Source organism: Gardnerella sp. DNF01144, from assembly GCF_049244245.1.
Classification (GTDB): domain Bacteria; phylum Actinomycetota; class Actinomycetes; order Actinomycetales; family Bifidobacteriaceae; genus Bifidobacterium; species Bifidobacterium piotii.
Genome location: NZ_CP058390.1, coordinates 1,152,367 through 1,170,424, shown reverse-complemented (window position 1 = coordinate 1,170,424; position 18,058 = coordinate 1,152,367). Strand labels below are relative to the sequence as shown.

Annotated in this window: 14 protein-coding genes; 2 read left to right on the top strand and 12 right to left on the bottom strand. The window is 44.3% G+C overall.

From position 1 onward, the window contains the following. Positions 1 to 95 precede the first annotated feature (95 nt). The 6 genes from HXT36_RS04840 to clpB all read right to left on the bottom strand — a co-directional run bounded on the left by HXT36_RS04840 (position 96) and on the right by clpB (position 7,972). Complete coding sequence (locus HXT36_RS04840) at positions 96 to 1,085, bottom strand: ABC transporter permease subunit (RefSeq protein WP_020757502.1); 990 nt, start codon at positions 1,083 to 1,085, stop codon at positions 96 to 98. Continuing rightward, positions 1,082 to 2,086: an ATP-binding cassette domain-containing protein gene (locus tag HXT36_RS04835; protein WP_004131497.1), complete on the bottom strand. Its 1,005-nt coding sequence runs from the start codon at positions 2,084 to 2,086 to the stop codon at positions 1,082 to 1,084. Before HXT36_RS04835 ends, HXT36_RS04840 begins: the two co-directional genes overlap by 4 nt. A 142-nt stretch (positions 2,087 to 2,228) precedes the next feature. Beyond that, positions 2,229 to 3,035 carry a TrmH family RNA methyltransferase gene (locus HXT36_RS04830; RefSeq protein WP_004131498.1) on the bottom strand — a complete coding sequence of 269 codons (807 nt, stop codon included), beginning with the start codon at positions 3,033 to 3,035 and terminating at the stop codon, positions 2,229 to 2,231. 57 nt (positions 3,036 to 3,092) lie between these two features. After that, positions 3,093 to 3,860 carry a hypothetical protein gene (locus HXT36_RS04825; RefSeq protein ID WP_032819010.1) on the bottom strand — a complete coding sequence of 256 codons (768 nt, stop codon included), beginning with the start codon at positions 3,858 to 3,860 and terminating at the stop codon, positions 3,093 to 3,095. A 57-nt stretch (positions 3,861 to 3,917) separates the two neighbouring features. Further along, the gene (locus HXT36_RS04820) at positions 3,918 to 5,198 is read right to left on the bottom strand and encodes a DNA recombination protein RmuC (protein ID WP_421778670.1); all 1,281 of its coding nucleotides are present in this window, start codon (positions 5,196 to 5,198) and stop codon (positions 3,918 to 3,920) included. 179 nt (positions 5,199 to 5,377) lie between these two features. Beyond that, positions 5,378 to 7,972, bottom strand: coding sequence for an ATP-dependent chaperone ClpB (gene clpB / locus HXT36_RS04815; RefSeq protein WP_421778669.1), 2,595 nt, complete (start codon positions 7,970 to 7,972; stop codon positions 5,378 to 5,380). Positions 7,973 to 8,241: 269 nt separating this feature from the next. Here clpB and HXT36_RS04810 point away from each other — a divergent pair, with 269 nt between their 5' ends. Beyond that, entirely contained in the window at positions 8,242 to 9,057 is an 816-nt protein-coding gene (locus HXT36_RS04810) for a fumarylacetoacetate hydrolase family protein (protein ID WP_020759573.1), read from the top strand. Positions 9,058 to 9,094: 37 nt separating this feature from the next. On the opposite strand, the gene HXT36_RS04805 is transcribed toward HXT36_RS04810, so the two are convergent. From HXT36_RS04805 to HXT36_RS04795, 3 genes are all read right to left on the bottom strand, one after another. Beyond that, entirely contained in the window at positions 9,095 to 9,907 is an 813-nt protein-coding gene (locus tag HXT36_RS04805) for a YggS family pyridoxal phosphate-dependent enzyme (RefSeq protein ID WP_421778668.1), read from the bottom strand. 34 nt (positions 9,908 to 9,941) lie between these two features. After that, a complete protein-coding gene (locus HXT36_RS04800) occupies positions 9,942 to 10,991 on the bottom strand; it encodes a glutamyl-Q tRNA(Asp) synthetase (protein WP_421779242.1) in 1,050 nt (349 codons plus the stop codon). 183 nt (positions 10,992 to 11,174) lie between these two features. After that, positions 11,175 to 11,906 (bottom strand): MIP/aquaporin family protein, encoded by a 732-nt coding sequence (locus tag HXT36_RS04795; protein ID WP_032815209.1) that lies wholly within the window; start codon positions 11,904 to 11,906, stop codon positions 11,175 to 11,177. A gap of 606 nt (positions 11,907 to 12,512) precedes the next feature. Here HXT36_RS04795 and HXT36_RS04790 point away from each other — a divergent pair. Further along, positions 12,513 to 14,750, top strand: coding sequence for an RNA degradosome polyphosphate kinase (locus tag HXT36_RS04790; protein ID WP_004131519.1), 2,238 nt, complete (start codon positions 12,513 to 12,515; stop codon positions 14,748 to 14,750). Between the two features lie 103 nt (positions 14,751 to 14,853). On the opposite strand, the gene HXT36_RS04785 is transcribed toward HXT36_RS04790, so the two are convergent. The 3 genes from HXT36_RS04785 to HXT36_RS04775 form a co-directional block, all read right to left on the bottom strand. Then, complete coding sequence (locus HXT36_RS04785; protein WP_050567752.1) at positions 14,854 to 16,506, bottom strand: recombinase family protein; 1,653 nt, start codon at positions 16,504 to 16,506, stop codon at positions 14,854 to 14,856. A 71-nt stretch (positions 16,507 to 16,577) separates the two neighbouring features. Beyond that, complete coding sequence (locus HXT36_RS04780) at positions 16,578 to 16,745, bottom strand: hypothetical protein (RefSeq protein ID WP_004121940.1); 168 nt, start codon at positions 16,743 to 16,745, stop codon at positions 16,578 to 16,580. 18 nt (positions 16,746 to 16,763) lie between these two features. Then, positions 16,764 to 17,711, bottom strand: a complete 948-nt coding sequence (locus tag HXT36_RS04775) for a phage major capsid protein (protein ID WP_004121942.1) — start codon at positions 17,709 to 17,711, stop codon at positions 16,764 to 16,766. Positions 17,712 to 18,058: the final 347 nt, after the last annotated feature.

Below are 18,058 nucleotides of genomic sequence, written 5' to 3'. Positions count from 1 at the left end.
ATAATAAATTAAATATAAGTGAATACAATTAAGGGCTTTATCTTGTAGTCGGTTACGAGATAAAGCCCTTGTTGTTTGCTAAATATTATTTGTAGTTAAATATCGCGATGTTTTTCAACAACGTGGCCAATTGCATACATGACTACGCCCCAAGCGAGAACCACCAAGCCTGATTGCCACCATGTAAAAACATATGCGTTTGGTGGAAGCTGTGCACCCGAATTAGGGGAGCTGCCCAAGAATTTCTCCACCGCTGTGGCTGGCAAAAGCTGTATAAGTATTGAATTCCACTTCGCGAAATTGCTCGCAAACATAATAATGCTAAGAACACTAGGCAAAATCATCACGGCTCCAATAACGCACATAATTCCGCCAGCAGTTGACTTGCAAATCATGCCAAAGCCGTACGCCATTGCTGCTACAACAACCATAATTGCAGGAGATCCAAGAAACAGCGTAAGAGGCAATTTCCACGCGTTGCTTCCAGATAATCCAGAAGTGCTGTCTCCTATAAAAGCTAATTCTGCAGCGCCTAGCGAAACTGCCATTGCAATAAGTTGCACCACAAAAACGTAGATTGCAACAGCAATAAACTTAGCCGTAAAGAACATACCCCTTCTAGGTACAGCAGTAAGAGAAGCCTGAATCGAAGTTGTAGAATGCTCCGCGGTTACAGCAAGCACTGCAAAAATCGCTAGAACAATCAAAGATACAGAAGCAAAACTAATAACTAAGTGGAAAATGCTATCTTGAGATGCAATAAGGCTGCTTTTATTGCTTGGCCCAACAGTAATTGCAGCGCTTGATCTACCTTGATTTGCTCCATTCTTAATGTCAACTTTAGACATTGCTTTTTGCACAATCGCAATAATAAAGCTAAAGATTACTGGCAAAACAATAGCTAATGCCATGCACCACCATGTTGATGCAAGTCCGCGCAACTTAACAATCTCAGATTTAAGCGTGTGCATAAATGTAAGGCGCAAGTGCTGAGCGTTCATGCTGCGACCTGTTTTATACGCGTTAGACTGATGTGCGTTAGATTCAGAAGATTGCACTTGTTGATTTGCTACTTGCTCACTCATTTTGCACTCTCCTTATTGTTAGATTGCTCTACGTTTTGCTCACTCGGCTTCGATCCGCTGCTAGGAACAGTCTTAGTAACGTACTGCTCCTGGCCATGCGTAAGAGCCAAATATGCTTCCTCAAGTGATGCGTGCTCTTGATTTAGCTGATATACCAAAATTTGATTATCCGCAATTTCGCGAGCAAGCTGATTAAGCTCACATCCTGTTATTCTAAAAAGTTCGCCTTCTTGAACGTCTTGAGGCGTGCGATTATCTGGCAAAATCTTGCATTCAGGATTATTTTGAGCAAGCACAGACTTTAGTTTTTCGCCTTCTGGAGTTACAAGTCGAACAGCGTGCTGCGAATGCGCGTCAACAAAATCTTGAACCGTTGTGCGCTCCAAAATTTCGCCATGCGCAATAATAACCAAGTTATCTGCAGTGAGCGCAACTTCGCTCATTAAGTGCGAACTAAGTAGTATTGCGCGGCCTTCGCTTGCGTAATACTTGCATAATTCGCGAACCCACTTAACGCCTTCTGGGTCTAAGCCGTTAATCGGCTCGTCCAAAATAAGATTGTGTGGGTCTGCTAAAAGCGCTGCCGCAATGGAAAGACGCTGGCTCATGCCAAGCGAGAAGGATCCCGCTTTGCGGGTTTTAACACTTGATAATCCAGTAATATCAATCACTTCGTCAACGCGCTTTTTTGATATTCCGTGAGTTAAAGCCAGCGAGTACAAGTGATTGTAAGCAGTTCGGCCTCTGTGAGCGGACTTTGCGTCAAGAACTGCGCCAACTTCTGTCATTGGGGATGCGATTTTTGCGTAAGGTTTGCCGTCAATAAGAGAAGTACCACTATTGGCATGAATAAGATTTAATGCGCAACGCATGGTGGTAGATTTACCAGCGCCATTAGGACCTAAAAAGCCAGTGACTTTACCGTCTTCGGCGACGAAAGAAACGTCGTTAAGCGCTGTTTTTGCGCCGAAACGCTTTGTAATATGTTGAAATTCTAACATAAATTAACAATATCACAAATAGAAAAAATAAACATCAAATGTAAGCGTTTATGAGTACAGGCTGCTGCGTTTTGTAATGCGATTTTTGTTTTGTATTTGTTTGCGATTGTTTTTTTTTATATTCGCTTGTTTGTAGTTTGTGTCAGCAATTTGGTGCTGCATGTTGCGCAATCCACGCGTGCATGGAAACAGCTGCAGCAGCCCCTGCGTTTAGCGAGCGAACAGAGCCAAATTGCGAAATGTAAACAACGTCATCCGCCATCTCTAGTGCTTTTTTAGAAAGACCTGGACCTTCCGCACCAAAAAGCATAAGGCAACGTTTGGGGAACTTGTAGTTTTCCATAGCAACAGCGCCTGGAATAATATCAAGCGCTATAACGCGAGCGTTTTTAGCGTCTTGTTCCTTAATATTTGCGATTTTTTCGGCTTCTTTATTGCCTTCTGCTTGTGCTTTAAGCAAAAGTTGATGCGCTTCTTCTGCTTCTTTAAGCATATTTTCGCGCCAATTAGTTACTAGAGTTTCAATAGTTGGGCAGCACTCAACGTATTGGTAAAGCTCAGTCATTAACGAGCCTTTACGATTCCATTTATGAGGCCCTACAATATACACTTTTTTCGCTGTAAATGCGTTTGCAGTGCGAACCATAGAGCCTATGTTGAAATCGTGAGTCCAATTTTCTACAGCTACTTCAAACTCATGACGGCCTTTAGAATCGAGATCCGCTTTTATAGCTTCTACTTTCCAGTATCGGTAGCAATCTAGAACGTTACGCTGGTCGCCTTCGTCTAGTAATTCAGTGCTAAACTGCGCATCATAATTTGGCGATTCTGGATTATCTGGACGAGGCTCACCTGGGTGTTCTTCTTCCCATGGGCCAACTCCTATAGGTCGGAATTCTGGCTCATCGGAAGCTTTTGCAGCCAAAGTAATTGGATTCGGTTCGTGCATGTGTGAGTTTTGCTCCGTTTAATACTTTTGCTTAGTATTGGTAGCTAGTAATTGCAACTAGTCTTGGCAGCCGTCAGTTGCGCAATCGCCTGTGCAACCTGCCTTGCAATGGCCACCACAGCAATTGTCTTCACAACATGGCTCAGTGCAACCATCATGCTTGCAATCTCCTGTGCATTTAACCTCGCAATGACCGCCACAGCAGTTGTCGTTGCAGCAATCGTCGTGATCTGCATCTGCATGTAATTCTTCTTCACCGAAAGCTTGAACAAATGCCATTTTAGTACTCTCCTCACTTATTGGATTTACTAATTGAAGATGCCTTGTGCCTTGTTCGTCGGCGTCAACACCACCAATTAATGCAACTATAGCAAGAATTTGCGCGCCTTGCTTATTAACAATGCCAAAATCAAGACTTAATTCATTGCCGTGTCGTAAAGTCACAAGCGAAGAAGTTTGAACATACGATTTTTCAGAAAGCCAAGAGTCAAGTAACAGCACTCGCTTGCCTTTAACAGATGGACCTTTTGTTGCAGGAAAAACAAAATCCATAACAAAGCCGTCGAGCGCAATTCCTTTACGTTCTGCAGCATGAATAAGTGCAAAAACCATAGGCACTGCAGCAGCAGTTAACGCTCCAACTGCGTCAACATCGCGTTCTAACGAATACCCAGCTTTCTCAATCGCATCAAAAAGAACATCTCCAACCAACTTGGAGCCGCGCTGAGCAAATGTAACAGAAAACAGTTCGCTAAATGGTTTCGCACTCATATCTGCACAAAGCATGCGTTTAAGCTCAGCGCGTTCCTCTTGTAATTCTGTCATTTTTGCACTCCTTGGCATTTAGAGTTCTTCAATTTTTTATGCTTTGATGTTTTGTGCTTAACGATCTTCTACTGATACTTCCGGAGCGCTCAGCTCTTTAACATCAGCTTTATCAGAATCTATAAGATCTATTGAAGCAATAACTTTACTTTGATCTAACTTCTGAAGTTTACGCGCTGTTACCAACACTCTAGACTCAAGTGAAGAAGCAAATTTATTGTAAGCTGCGACTGTTCTTGCCAAAGATACGCCAAGCTTTGAAGCATTTTCTCCAAGAACCGCAAAGCGATCGTACAATTCTCGAGATAAATCGAAAAGTTCTTTTGCGTCATCTGTAAGACTTTGCTGCTGCCATGCGTATGCAACAGACTTAAGCACAGCCCACAAGGTAACTGGGGAAGTGAGGGCTACTTTTTGCGCAAAAGCATCATCCATAAGTGTTGGATCCGCCTCAAGGGCCGCCTGAAGCAATGCTTCGTTTGGAATAAATGCAACTACAAAGTCTGGTGCTGTTTCAAAAGCCTGCCAATATGCTTTAGCTCCTAATGCTCTAACGTGCTCTCGCAAAGCCTTAGCGTGCGCTTTTAGAAGCTCACTTCTTCTAGCTAATTCTTCGTCGCTTGCGTTATCTGGGATTTCGCAAGCGCGCTGATAATCCGCATATGGAACTTTTGCATCAACTGGAATTGTTTTGCCTCCTGGCAGATGCACAACCATATCTGGCCTCTGCTGTTCGCCATTTACTCCCGTTACAACAACCTGCGTATCAAAATCAACATGCTCAAGCAAACCTGCAGATTCCACAATATTCTTTAGTTGAGCCTCGCCCCAAGCTCCGCGAACCTTATTGTTTCGCAATGCTGCAGAAAGCGAACTTGTTTCGCGGTCAAGCCTTGCTTGCTGCTCGCTTAAGCCTTTAAGCTGAGTGTTCAGCGCACCCATTTCTTGCTTACGCCCTTCTTCAATCTGCGAAACTTTATTCTTCAAAGCTTCGAGATTGTCTTTTACTGGAGCAAGCGCTTCCAAGACTTTGCCTTGCTCTTTCAAAGTTTTCTCACGATTTAACCGTTCGCGTTCTTCTCGCTCTGTGCGCAATTGCTCTTCGCGATTCACTCGCAATTGCTCTGCTTGCGTGCGATATCGTATAGCCTGATTGCCATTTTCTTGCGCTTGAGCGCGCGCTTGTTCATACTGAGAGTGCAATTCGTTAAATTCGCGCTGGTTTACGCCATTAGCGCCTTGCGTTCCAGAGTTGTGCTTAACAATAGCCAGCACAACAATGGCGGTTATTACAACAGCAACCACCATTAAAACAAACATCACAATATTATCGAACATACGTTCTATTAAACACTACTGGTTCGACTTTTGAAACATAATTAGACACGCGTATTATTGCATAGAAAAATAAGCGTTATGCAACAAAATAGCGCGCTGCCTACTGGAAAATAATCCAACAAACAGCGCGCTTTGTTTTATTTGACTACATTATTTGGCTACATTGAAGAATGCAGGCACTACGCAATCTTTAGTGTCACATGGTCGCTAGTATTCTCACAATCCGCAACTACGCGAGCGCCATCATGCACCTTTCCAGAAAGCAGCAATCGCGCAAGTTGATCGCCAATTTCCGTTTGAACCAATCTGCGCAACGGACGAGCACCGTAAACTGGATCGTAGCCATGCTCTGCAAGCCAAGCGCGAGCAGAGTCACTCACATCCAAGCTAATGCGGCGGTCGCTCAAGCGTGCAGCCACTTGACGAACTTGAATATCCACAATTCCACCAAGCTCTTCGCGGCTCAACGGATGGAACATAACAAGCTCATCCAAACGGTTGATGAACTCTGGCTTAAACTCAGCGTGAACAGCGTTCATAACAGCCTTGCGTTTAGCAGTATCGTCCAAGCCTTCTTGCACAAGGAATTGCGAGCCCAAGTTTGATGTCATAATCAAAATCGTATTCGTAAAATCAACCGTTCTACCCTGACCGTCAGTCAAACGACCATCATCCAAAACCTGCAACAAAATGTCGAATACTTCTGGATGTGCCTTCTCAACTTCGTCAAAAAGCACTACAGAATACGGGCGCCTACGCACAGCTTCAGTAAGCTGACCGCCTTCCTCGTAGCCAATGTAGCCAGGAGCAGCACCGATTAGACGAGAAACGGAAGCCTTTTCCATGTACTCGCTCATATCGATGCGAACCATTGCACGCTCGTCGTCAAACAAAAAGTCAGCAAGAGCCTTTGCAAGCTCCGTCTTACCAACGCCAGTAGGACCCAAGAATAGGAACGAACCAGTTGGGCGATTTGGGTCTGCAATTCCAGCACGGCTTCTGCGCACAGCATCCGCTATAGCCTGGATTGCTTCGCTTTGGCCAACAACGCGCTTAGAAAGCTCCTTTTCCATGTTTAGCAGCTTCTCATTTTCGCCTTGCATTAAACGACCAACAGGAATACCCGTCCATTCGCTAACAACTCCAGCAATAGAATCAGCATCAACCTGGTCTGGAACCATTGGCTCTTTCGCTTCACTCTTAGCATTAGCAGCCTGTGATTCCGCTTCTTCCAAAGCTTTTTGAATGCTTGGAATTTCGCCATACAAAATACGGCTTGCTTGCTCCAAATTGCCTTCGCGCGTGAATTTGTCGGCTTCTACGCGCTTAGCGTCGAGTTGCGCTCGCAAATCACCAACCTTGTTGTGACCAGCTTTTTCCGCATCCCAACGCGCTTTCAAACCAGAAAGCTTTTCGCGCGAGTTTGCTAATTCTTCCTGCAACTTTTCTAAGCGTTCGCGCGCAGCAGCATCTTCCGCTTTCTTTAACTGCATTTCTTCCATTTCAAGACGCGTAACTTTGCGCTGTAATTCGTCGATTTCTTCTGGCTGAGAATCAAGCTCCATACGCAAGTGAGCTGCCGCTTCATCCACCAAATCAATCGCCTTATCTGGAAGCTGTCTGCCAGTAATATAGCGGTTTGAAAGCGTTGCTGCAGCTACGATTGCATCGTCACTAATAGTCACCTTGTGATGTGCTTCGTAACGTTGCTTAAGTCCGCGCAAAATCGTCACCGTATCTTCAACAGACGGCTCGCCAACAAACACTTGCTGGAATCTGCGCTCAAGTGCCGAATCCTTTTCAATATGCTCACGATACTCGTTAAGCGTAGTTGCACCAACCAAGCGCAGCTCACCGCGCGCAAGCATTGGCTTAAGCATATTGCCAGCATCCATTGAACCTTCTGCAGATCCCGCGCCAACAACAGTGTGAATTTCGTCAATAAACGTAATAATTTGACCGTCTGATTGTTGAATTTCCTTCAACACTGCTTTTAAGCGTTCCTCAAACTCTCCGCGATACTTAGAACCTGCAACCATCGAAGCCAAATCGAGACTGATAAGACGCTTGTTTTGCAAAGTCGTAGGCACATCTCCTGCAACGATTCTCTGAGCCAGTCCTTCTACAACTGCCGTTTTACCAACGCCTGGCTCGCCAATTAGCACAGGATTATTCTTCGTGCGGCGAGAAAGAATCTGAATCACGCGGCGAATTTCCTGATCGCGCCCAATTACTGGGTCGAGCTTTCCCTCACGAGCGCGCGCAGTCATATCAACCGAATACTTTTCGAGCGCTTTGTAGTTGCCTTCCGCGTCTGGGCTTGTAACTTTCGCTCCTCCGCGCACAGTTGGCACAGCCTTGCGCAACGCATCTGCGGAAACATTGTGCTTTTTGAAAATATCTGCAACAGCATTCGGCGCGCTTGCAACCATGCCAATAAGCATGTGTTCCGTAGAAACGTATTCGTCTCCCATTTCGCGCATCTCTTTTTCGGCTTGACTTAGCGCAGCTAAAAGCTGACGACTTGCATCTGGCTTAGTTGTAGTTGAGCCAGTAGATGAAGGCAATGCCACTAATGCGTTGCGAATTTCAGCTCCGATTTGTTGCGCATCTGCACCAGCCTGAGCAATAAGCGCGCGCACGACGCCCTGCTCTTGGCGAAGCAAGGCATCGGCCAAATGTAACGTATCAACTTGCGCATTGCCAGCTGCCGCCGCGCTTTGCACAGCATCACTTAATGCATCTTGCGCTAAGGTTGTAAACTTTTGTTCCATATTTACCCCCATTTGCACCGCTATCTAGCGGATTTTAGGTGATTTGCGTGCGATTTTTGCAATTACACTCAAACCACATTCTGTCAATTTCTAAAACTTGAGTCTACTACACTCAAGTTTTGTTTTCAAGATGTTTGTGGCGTTTCCTTAAATCTTCGCTTGCTTGCGACTTTTCCGCAGCAAAGTCGCAAAGTCAAATATCAAAAATAAATAAGTATCAAAAATAAATAAAAATAAATAAGTATTAAATATGTCGTAATCTTAAAAATATGAGAATTGCACGTTTTTCCTATAATGAAGTTCCTCAATACGCGTTTGTTCAAAAAGACGAAGCAGACGGCAAGGATTATTTAGTAGCGCTAGAAGGCCATCCACTAAGCCCTCAAGGAGTTAAGCCAACAGGCAAGCGCTACGAGTTAGACGCCGATGGTGTGCGCCTGCTTGCGCCAGTGATTCCTTCAAAAGTCTACGGATTGGCCAAAAACTACGATACTCGTTCTGCCGAAGAGCGCGCATCTTCTGCTGCGGCCGCGTCGCATACTGCAGCAGACATGGTGATTTTTACAAAGCCGAGCACATCTGTAATAGGGCCTGACGATCCAATTGTTATTCCTGCTTTCTCAAACGACATGAATTTTGAGCCAGAAGTGGCTGTTGTTATGGGCAAAATCGCCAAAAATGTGTCGGTCGATAAGGCAATGGACTATGTTTTTGGCTTTACTTGCGTAAATGACGTGACTTTGCGCGATTGCGCAGGTAGTGACCCAATGTTTACGCGCGCAAAGGGCTTCGACACTTCTTGCCCACTGGGCCCATGGATTACAACTGAGCTAAATTGGCGAGACGCTCATATCTCATTTACGCTTAATGGAAAAGATGTGCCAGAGGCGAGCGGCACTACAGCGCGATTGATTCACAGTATTCCAGAGCAAATCGCTGCAATTTCAAGCTTCTCAACACTTCTTCCAGGAGATGTTATTTTGACTGGAACTCCGTATCCAGCAGGAACTTTGCACGCTGGCGACGAAGCGATTGTGCATGTAGATGGCATTGGTTCGCTGCGCAATGTGATTATGCATGCGTAATTAAAATCATCAATTTGACTTAAAATTTTGACTTAAACTACACAAATGCGCGCGGGCCAAAGATTGCCGAACCGATTCGAACCATCGTCGAACCTTCGGCAATCGCCCACGCAAAATCGCCAGACATTCCCATTGAAAGCTCTAATTTTTTAGAGTTTCCATCATAATCCTGCGCAAGTTGCTCACTTACACAATCTCTAATTTCTCGCAATGCAGCGAAACCGCTTCTTACTACTTTTTCATCATTCACGCGCGCTCCGAGCGTCATGAATCCGCGCAAATTAAGTGATGGCAAACTAGATATAGCGAGCGCTTCGTCAATTGCGCGTTCTGGCGCGCATCCAGATTTTGTAACTTCTCCCGAAACGTTCACTTCCAACATAACGTCTGTGCAAAGTCCCAAATTTTGCGCGCGCGTAGATATTTTTTGCGCAAGCTCAATGCCGTCAATCGACTGAATTCCATTTGCAAGTGGTAAAACTTTGTTTATTTTATTGCTTTGCAACTGGCCAATTAAATAGAGCGGAATTTCGCTATTTATACCGCCATTTACGCCAACGCTTAAGCCTTCTCTAGCAGCTTCCTTGCGTAAAATCTCGGCTTTTGCAACGATTTCTTGCGGACGATTTTCCCCAATTACGCGCACTCCAGCTTTAAGCGCCGCCATAATCTCCCCAACATCTCGCGTTTTAGTTGCAGCAAGCAGCGTAACCGACTCAGGTTTGCGCCCATAATGCGATTCGGCTTGAGCAATGGCGTCTTGCACGCTGTGCACACCGTCGGCAATTTGACGCGCGCGAACACAATCGATCTCAGTATTCGCCAAATCTTTTTGCGTCATGTATGCCATTTATTGCCCCAATCTATCATTCTAAATACATAGTTTAGTCGAGGAATGGCACGGATTTGTCTGCTAAGTTTGCGCGAACAGAATCCCACGGCGTGTCAAGGCTTTCAAACAACGCAAGCGCATCTGCAGCGCTCATGTCTACTGGGCGAGTTTGACCAGGATTCCTGTATCCCAAAAGATACATGCAATAGCCAATCATGCGCTCGGCGCTCCAGCCAGATTCTCGAAGCGCACCAACATCAAGCGAATGCTTACTTTTTGCGAGTCGCTCGCCTTGAGCGTTATCAATTAGTGGCAAATGCGCAAATTGCGGATGCATATAATGCACGCCATGAGCCGCAAAAAATCCCGATTTTTCTAGCAGCTCACCAATCCAAATTTGAAGCGCCGCCGAACGCAGCAAATCGCGTCCGCGCACAATATCATTTACTCCCGAAAGCACATCGTCAACAACAACCGCAAGTTGATAAGAAAATACGCCATCAGCGCGGCGAATCACCATGTCGCCCAAATCGCGATTAATGTTAAATGATTGCGCGCCAAAAATCGCGTCTATAAAACTCACATTCGCTTGCGGCGAATCAGCCGAGGGAACAGCAAGTCGTAAAGAATGTTGCTGATTATTTTGCAAACGCTTTTCGATTTGTGCCAGGCCTTCTGCAGTTTTGCGCATATTTCTGCACGTACCTGGGTAGCGTATAAAGCCGTCGCCTTCTTGCGGAGCTGCAATCGCGCGAATATCGGAACGCGAGCAAAAACAAGGGTAAATCAGGGAATTTCCGTCGTCGTCTTGCAAAGATTCTAGCGCCTCAAGAGCTTCTTGGTAGATTGCATTGCGATTATGCTGATAAGTCGGCTCTCCAATCCAATCAAGACCAGCCCAACGCAAGTCGTCAATCACTCGCGCGCTAGCATCCTTCGGCATTCGCGCAATATCAAGATCTTCCAGACGCAAAATCATGCTTCCACCTTGCGATTTTGCAGAGAGCCACGCAGCCAACATTGCTACCATATTGCCAATATGCATACGCCCAGAAGGAGTTGGCGCAAAACGTCCAATTGCAATAGTTGACTTTGAAAACATTATTCCGTCTTTCTTAATGTCTTTCTTAAAATCTTTCTTAATAAGCACAAGCTTGCAAAACATAAACTTGTAAAATAAAAAGCGCGTAACGCATTCATACTAGCATTACACGCTTCTTACAACCGCAATTAATCGCAATTAATCACAATCAACCGCAATCAATAACAGTTAAAAGCAACCGTTTTACGCAAATAGCGACTTAAACATAAGTACGCCCAAGATTGCGCCAGCAGTAGGAGCAACCACTGGAATCCACGCCTCACCCCAGCGAGAAGAACCCTTGTGTGGAATCGGCAAAATGGCGTGAAGTAAGCGCGGCATAATGTCTCGAGCAGGATTCAAAGCAGGACCAGTCGGGCCACCCATAGAAGTCACCAATCCCCAAACAACAAAGCCAACTACGATTGAAGCGCCTGCCAAATTCTTCTCTCCCCAAGGAGAAGTAAGACAGCAAAGAGCTGCCAAAACAAGCACGAGCGTGCCAAAGAATTCGTTTAGGAAGTAGTTAAGCTTGTTATTGTAAGCATCCGTAGTGCAGAAAGTGCCAAGAATTGCTTCTGGCTCTTCAGTCTCGTTGTAATGTGGCAAATAAGTTACGTACACAATAAGCTGACCAACCAACGCGCCCAAAAGCTGAGCCACAATATAAGGTGCAACATTTTGCCAAGGGAACATGCCATTTACAGCTTGCGCAATTGTCATAGCAGGATTTATGTGTGCGCCAGAAATTCCGCCAAACATGAGCACTGGGAACATAACGCCAAAACCATAGCCCATAGCAATGTTTAACCAGCCTGCGTGATGACCTTTAGTGTTTTTAAGTTCAACATTGGCAACAGCTCCATTGCCAAAAATCATAAGAATGGCAGTTCCAATAAACTCGGCTGCCAACATTACTGTAAATGAATGTTGCATGGTCCTTCGATCCTTCTTAATTGTTTTGCTGTTTTGCTCTTATTCAATAAATCATTTTCAAAGAAGCTAAGAAAATGAATTTTAACAATATTCTTCCAACAATTATTCTTTGATAGTTTCCCCTAAGAGCCAGACAGTGTGTGCGTTGTGGGCGGGGCGTAGGCAACCAGTGCTCGCACGCATGTAAAACTTCCGAGCATCAAAAGAGGCTCACCACCTTGGCGAGCCTCTTACTACAAAAACAATCTTGCGGATTCATCTGCACAACATCCTCGTTGCAACGGTAAAAGTCTTAAGTATCCGTCCAACGTAATTGGAATCTAACATCCATACATTTTTGTGGGTTACCGCTCTTTTAATTTGTTCTTGTGATTATTATTATCACAACTTTTTACTCAAGAGTAAAGTGCAAAATTGCTTTTGTTAACATATTGTAATTAGTGTTCATTCGCACATAAAAAATAGATGGTTTTGCATCATTTTGTGAACATGCAATGGTTGTCATGTTCAAATGCGTTCACATATTGAAGATGTCGGCGTGTCGAGCACTAGCCGCCGCCGACACTCAGTCGCGCACATCCCTTACAGCGCATACAATTACGGAGTATGGTACAAATTTTTGACGCTCCCTCAAAGGCGATTCTGCGCGGCCAGATTGCAGAGCACATCGCCGAAGACGAAAAGGCAGAAAAGCGTGAAGCTCGTGAGGGCGAGCTACCGTTGCCAAAAGATCGCTTCTTTGACCGCGAGCTTAGCTGGTTAAAGTTCAATCGTCGCGTGCTTGAGTTAGCGCAAAATACCGATTTACCACTTCTTGAACGCGCTAACTTTGCAGCCATCTTTGCCTCCAACCTAGACGAGTTCTTTATGGTTCGAGTTGCAGGCTTAAAGCGCCGAATCGACTCAGGAATCGCAGTAACCGCTGCAAGTGGGCTTAGTCCACGTCAACAATTGCGCGCAATTAGCGAGGTTACGCATCGTCGTCAAGATGAGCATGCTCATTATGTTATTGACCACATTTTGCCAGAGCTTGCTAAGCAGCGCATTGTTATGCTCAGTTGGGATAAGCTCACTCAATCCGAAAAAGATAGGCTTTCAGACTATTATCGCAAGCAGGTTTTCCCAGTATTAACGCCACTTGCGGTAGATCCTGCACATCCGTTCCCATATATTTCTGGCAAGTCAATCAACTTGGCTGTTATTGTTGAAAATCCAAATTCTGGAAAGTCGCATTTTGCTCGCGTAAAGATTCCAGATAATTTGAATCGTCTTGTTCCAGTTGATGATTTAACAGACGAAGAGGGTCGCGAAGAGCGCTACGGATTCATTACTATGGAAAAGTTGATTGCAGCACATTTGGAATCGCTTTTCCCAGGCATGATTATTAAGGAAGCTCGCTCATTCCGCGTTACGCGTAACGAAGATATTGACGTTGAGGAAGACGATGCAGAAAACTTGCTCAACGCTATGGAAAAGGAGCTTTTGCGCCGCAGGTTCGGACCGCCTATTCGTCTTGAGATTTCCGACGAAGCTAGCCCATTCTTATCGCAGCTTCTTGCCAATCAATTGCGAGTAAGCCCAGAGGAAGTCTATCGTTTGCCTTCGCCGCTAGATATGACGGTTCTTTTTGAATTGCAAGCGTTGGATCGCCCAGATTTGAAGTATCGTCCGTTTATTCCTACTACAAATCGTCAGATTGCAGAAGTGGAAACTAGCCATGCGCAAGATATTTTCGCTTCGATTCGCGAGCACGATATTTTGTTGCATCATCCTTACGATTCGTTCTCTACTTCTGTTCAGGCGTTCTTGGCACAGGCGGCGGCAGATCCAAAAGTGCTTGCAATTAAGCAAACGCTGTACCGCACGTCGAGTAATTCGCCGATTATCGATGCTCTTGTAGACGCGGCGCATGCGGGCAAGCAGGTACTTGCGCTTGTTGAGATTAAAGCGCGATTCGACGAAGACGCTAACATTGCTTGGGCGCGTAAGCTTGAGCGCGCAGGCGTTCACGTTGTTTACGGCATTGTTGGATTGAAGACGCATTGCAAGCTTTCGCTTGTGGTTCGTCAAGAAGCCGAAGGATTGCGCCGCTATTGCCACGTTGGTACTGGCAACTACAATCCTAAGACTGCTCGCCTTTACACGGATTTGGGCTTGCTTACTTGCGATCCTGTAGTTGGTCAAGATTTGACTCGCTTGTTTAATCAGCTTTCGGGCTATGCTCCAAAGTCTAGCTTCCATCGCTTGCTTGTAGCTCCTCGCACAGTTAGAACTGGCATTATTGAGCGAATCCGCAGGGAAGAGGCGGCGGCTCTTGCTGGAAAAGAAGCGTGGATTAAGATTAAAGTCAATTCTGTTGTTGACGAAAAGACGATTGACGCTTTGTATCGCGCGGCTCAAGCTGGTGTAAAGATTGACATTGTGGAGCGTGGAATTTGCTCGCTAAAGCCTGGCATTGAAGGCTTGAGCGAGAATATTCGCGTTCGCTCTATTCTTGGCAGGTTCCTTGAGCACAGCCGAATCTACGCTTTTGCTAATTCTTGCGGTCCGCAAATTGGCGACGGCCCTGCAAGTGGACCAGAAGTGTGGATTGGCTCGGCAGATCTAATGCACCGCAACCTTGATAGGCGCGTTGAAACGCTGGTTCGCATAAGCGCTCCAGACCAGGTGGAAGCGTTGATTCAATACATTGACTTGCAAATGGCGGATTCAACGGTTTCTTGGTGGATGGATGGCGACGGCACTTACACGTTGCATTCTCGCGATGCAGAAGGCAGGCCATTGGTAGATAGCCAGGAATACTTGATTCGCACGCATACGCGTAAGCCGCGCGGTGTTAATTAGCTTACGATTAGCCAAAAGCCAGGGCATTTAGGGGCATTCACTTAGGGATTTAATTCCTAAAAAATTATCGGCGTAATCGGTATTACTACCGGCTACGCCGATTTTACTTATGGAGTGGAATATCAACTGCACCTATGTAATTCCACTGTATCCATATGGTTTGTTTCTTGGTTCTTGTACCTGCTACCTTTTCAGATTTTTCAACATAAATCTTATCTACAAAGGTTCGAATGATCTCTGCATTAAGTTCTTGTATATCTGTGTATTGTCGTACTAATTTCAAGAAAGAATCCACGTTGAGACATTCCTCTTGCGCTTTAGAAATAAAGGCTTCAAGGGATTCAATCTTGCTTTTCAGTTCAGCTTGTTCCTTGTCGTAGGACTCAGACATGCTTTTAAATCGTTCATCAGAAATTTTACCGTCTAAGTTGTCTTCATAGAGATGCTGAACAATTGTGTCAAGTTTGCTAATTCTTGCTTTTGCTTGCTCGAGTTCCCTATTAGAGGACTTTAACTTTTGGGTTAGTTCTTTCTCGCTTTTCTTCATCACAAGTCCCACGAACTCTTCTTCGTGCTGTTTGGCAAATGAAGTAATCATTCGTAGCTCGTGAAGCAGTATTGCTTCGATCTGAATATTTCTAATTTGATGTGATGAGCATTTGCCTTTTTGCTTACGATATGTAGCACAGACAAAGTATTCTTTATCATGGCTCCAACCTTTTCCTCGAACCTGATAAAGCTTGTTACCACAATCCGCACAAAATAGCATTCCCGATAACACCGGCATCTCTCCAAGATTGGTACGCACTCGTCTACCATCTCTTATACGTTGAACAATATCAAAAGTTTCCTGGTCAATAATTGCTTCGTGTGTGTTTTTGAAAATTAGCCAGTCTTCTTTGGGATTCAATAATGTTTTCTTGCACTTGTACGATTTCTTTCTTGTTTTGAAATTGACCGTATGCCCAAGATATTCTTGCTTTTCAAGCATATTAGAGATAGTTTTTTGATTCCAGACTCCCTTAATCTCCGATTTCGCGGAAGGAATTTTAATACCAAGAGAGAAAAAATGCTCAGAAGGTGTTGGAATATTCCTTTTGATTAGCTCATTGGCAATCTGGCTAGGCCCATACCCATTAACGCAGAGTCTAAAGATTTCACGCACTACACTGGCAGCTTCTTCATCTACAATCCAATGATTTTTATCTTCAGGATCCTTAAGATATCCGTAAGGAGGATTGATGCAGAGCGGCTTCCCACTTTGTCCTTTTGCTTTAAACACAGCTTTTATTTTTCTGCTTGTGTCTTTAGCATAAAACTCATTGAAGATGTTGATGAAAGGTGTCATGTCGTTGTCTGACTGATTATTGCTATCTACGCCGTTATTTATTGCAATAAAGCGAATATCAGCGTTAGGGAATACCATCTCTGTATACATACCAACTTGCAGATAATCTCTACCCAAGCGTGACATGTCCTTGACGATAATGGTTCCAATCTTTCCTTCGTCAATGAGAGCAGTTAATTTAAGCCAATCAGGTCGCTGGAAATTAGTACCCGAGTAGCCATCGTCTACAAAGAACATAAGATTGTTGAAATGATTATCCTCGGCATACTTTTTCAGCATGCTCTTTTGATTGATAATGGAATTGCTGTCACCTTGTAATTCATCGTCTTTGGATAAACGGCAGTAAAGTGCCGTTATCTTGCCTACATTATCTAGAGTATAAGAAGGCTGTCTATTTAGTTTATTCATCTGTTTTTCCTCCTTTCCGACAGCCTTCAAGCGGTCAGTATATATTCCCGTATAACTCAGAATTTATCAAGTTATTTAGCTTCTATTACATGGTTTAAATTGCTTAAAATAAGGTGTTTGATTAGGTCTTTGACACCTTTCTGAGCACTCTTGCTTTCAAGAGAGTTAACCGTAAATTCAGTATTTCCGATTCTTAACACTTCGGTTTTTACCGGTGTATCCTTAATTTGTTCATCCATGCATTTTGACCTCCTTGTTTAAGAAAGTTGCAATACTTTAATTGCTTCAGGATGTACCAGTTTCCCATCCAAATACTCAAAAGAGAGGTAACCTATCTGGTCTATAAGAGAAAATATTTCGTTTAGAACCTTGATGGTTGGGTTATGGCGTTCGATAATCCAATAGTTGGAAAAATCACCAAAGGCGATAACTTTTGCTCCCTTTTGCGAAGAAGGCATGGCATTGTCAATGACCACAGGTCTGCCCATTAAGTTGCCATCAAAATCAGGTAGGATGTATGCTCCGGTAGTGTCCTTTAAGGTTTGAAGATAAAGAGCAGTTTCATCATTCATAAGCCACGTGGCATTTTCTCGATACTTACTATCTAGCGAGAAGAATAAATGTTTGATGGTATCTGCGGAAATCTCTTTTGCTTGCACAGCAACCTCAGCACCTGATGTATCTGATAAAATTCCTGTCGGCTTAGTTATCCCATCGCCATTTATAAAAGCTTCCGACTCACTCAATGTAAATTGCTTTGTCAGTTCGCTTGTGATGAACTCTTCGATATCAAAGTCAAGATCAGCTGTAAAATCCGTACCCAAACGAATAAGGTTAACTAGGGTATAATCCGTTACATCAATACGCTTAAAGCCATCTTTAATAGGCATATGCGTAATGATATTCGCATCATAATCTTTCATCCATTTAGTGAACGGTGTACCTTCATAGATGAACAATTTGCTTGATTGCGAGTGTGCTTTTACCACTGTACACAGTTTTCTAAGATTACTTTTGTTTGCAAGTTTTGCTTCGAGTTTTGCTAGAGAAGAAGTCGGCAAATCATAGGCACCTGTATGAATGTGGCGCAGTTTTCCTGCAATATTGTTCGCATTACCATTTGCGTCGCGCAGTACGTTCCAAAACGTGTTGTGGTAGTCCTGACTTGCTAGTTTCATTTCTTTTTCAATATCTCTGTTAATCATAATTGTTAGTTCCTTTCATTACTGTTTTCTGCAATTACTGCAGTAATTTGCTTGATTTTGCCCATTTACCCTTTTGAATTCGCTGTTTTTGCACGCAAGACCCTGCGCCCGTTCCCGAAGGGGTACTCTTTAGAGATTTGACCCCCCCTAGGGGGTTAGGTTCAGAAAGTAGTATGCGAATAAATTTCTAACAGCACAGTACCTAGGCAGGTTTTCTTTCTTCAATGTTGTCAAAAAGCTGAAATCATTTCAGTATTTTGATTTGTGCATGATAGTATTTCTTCTTCATGTTCAACACAGGTTTGCGATACGAATTACGCAATCATAGGCACCACCTCCTTAAACGT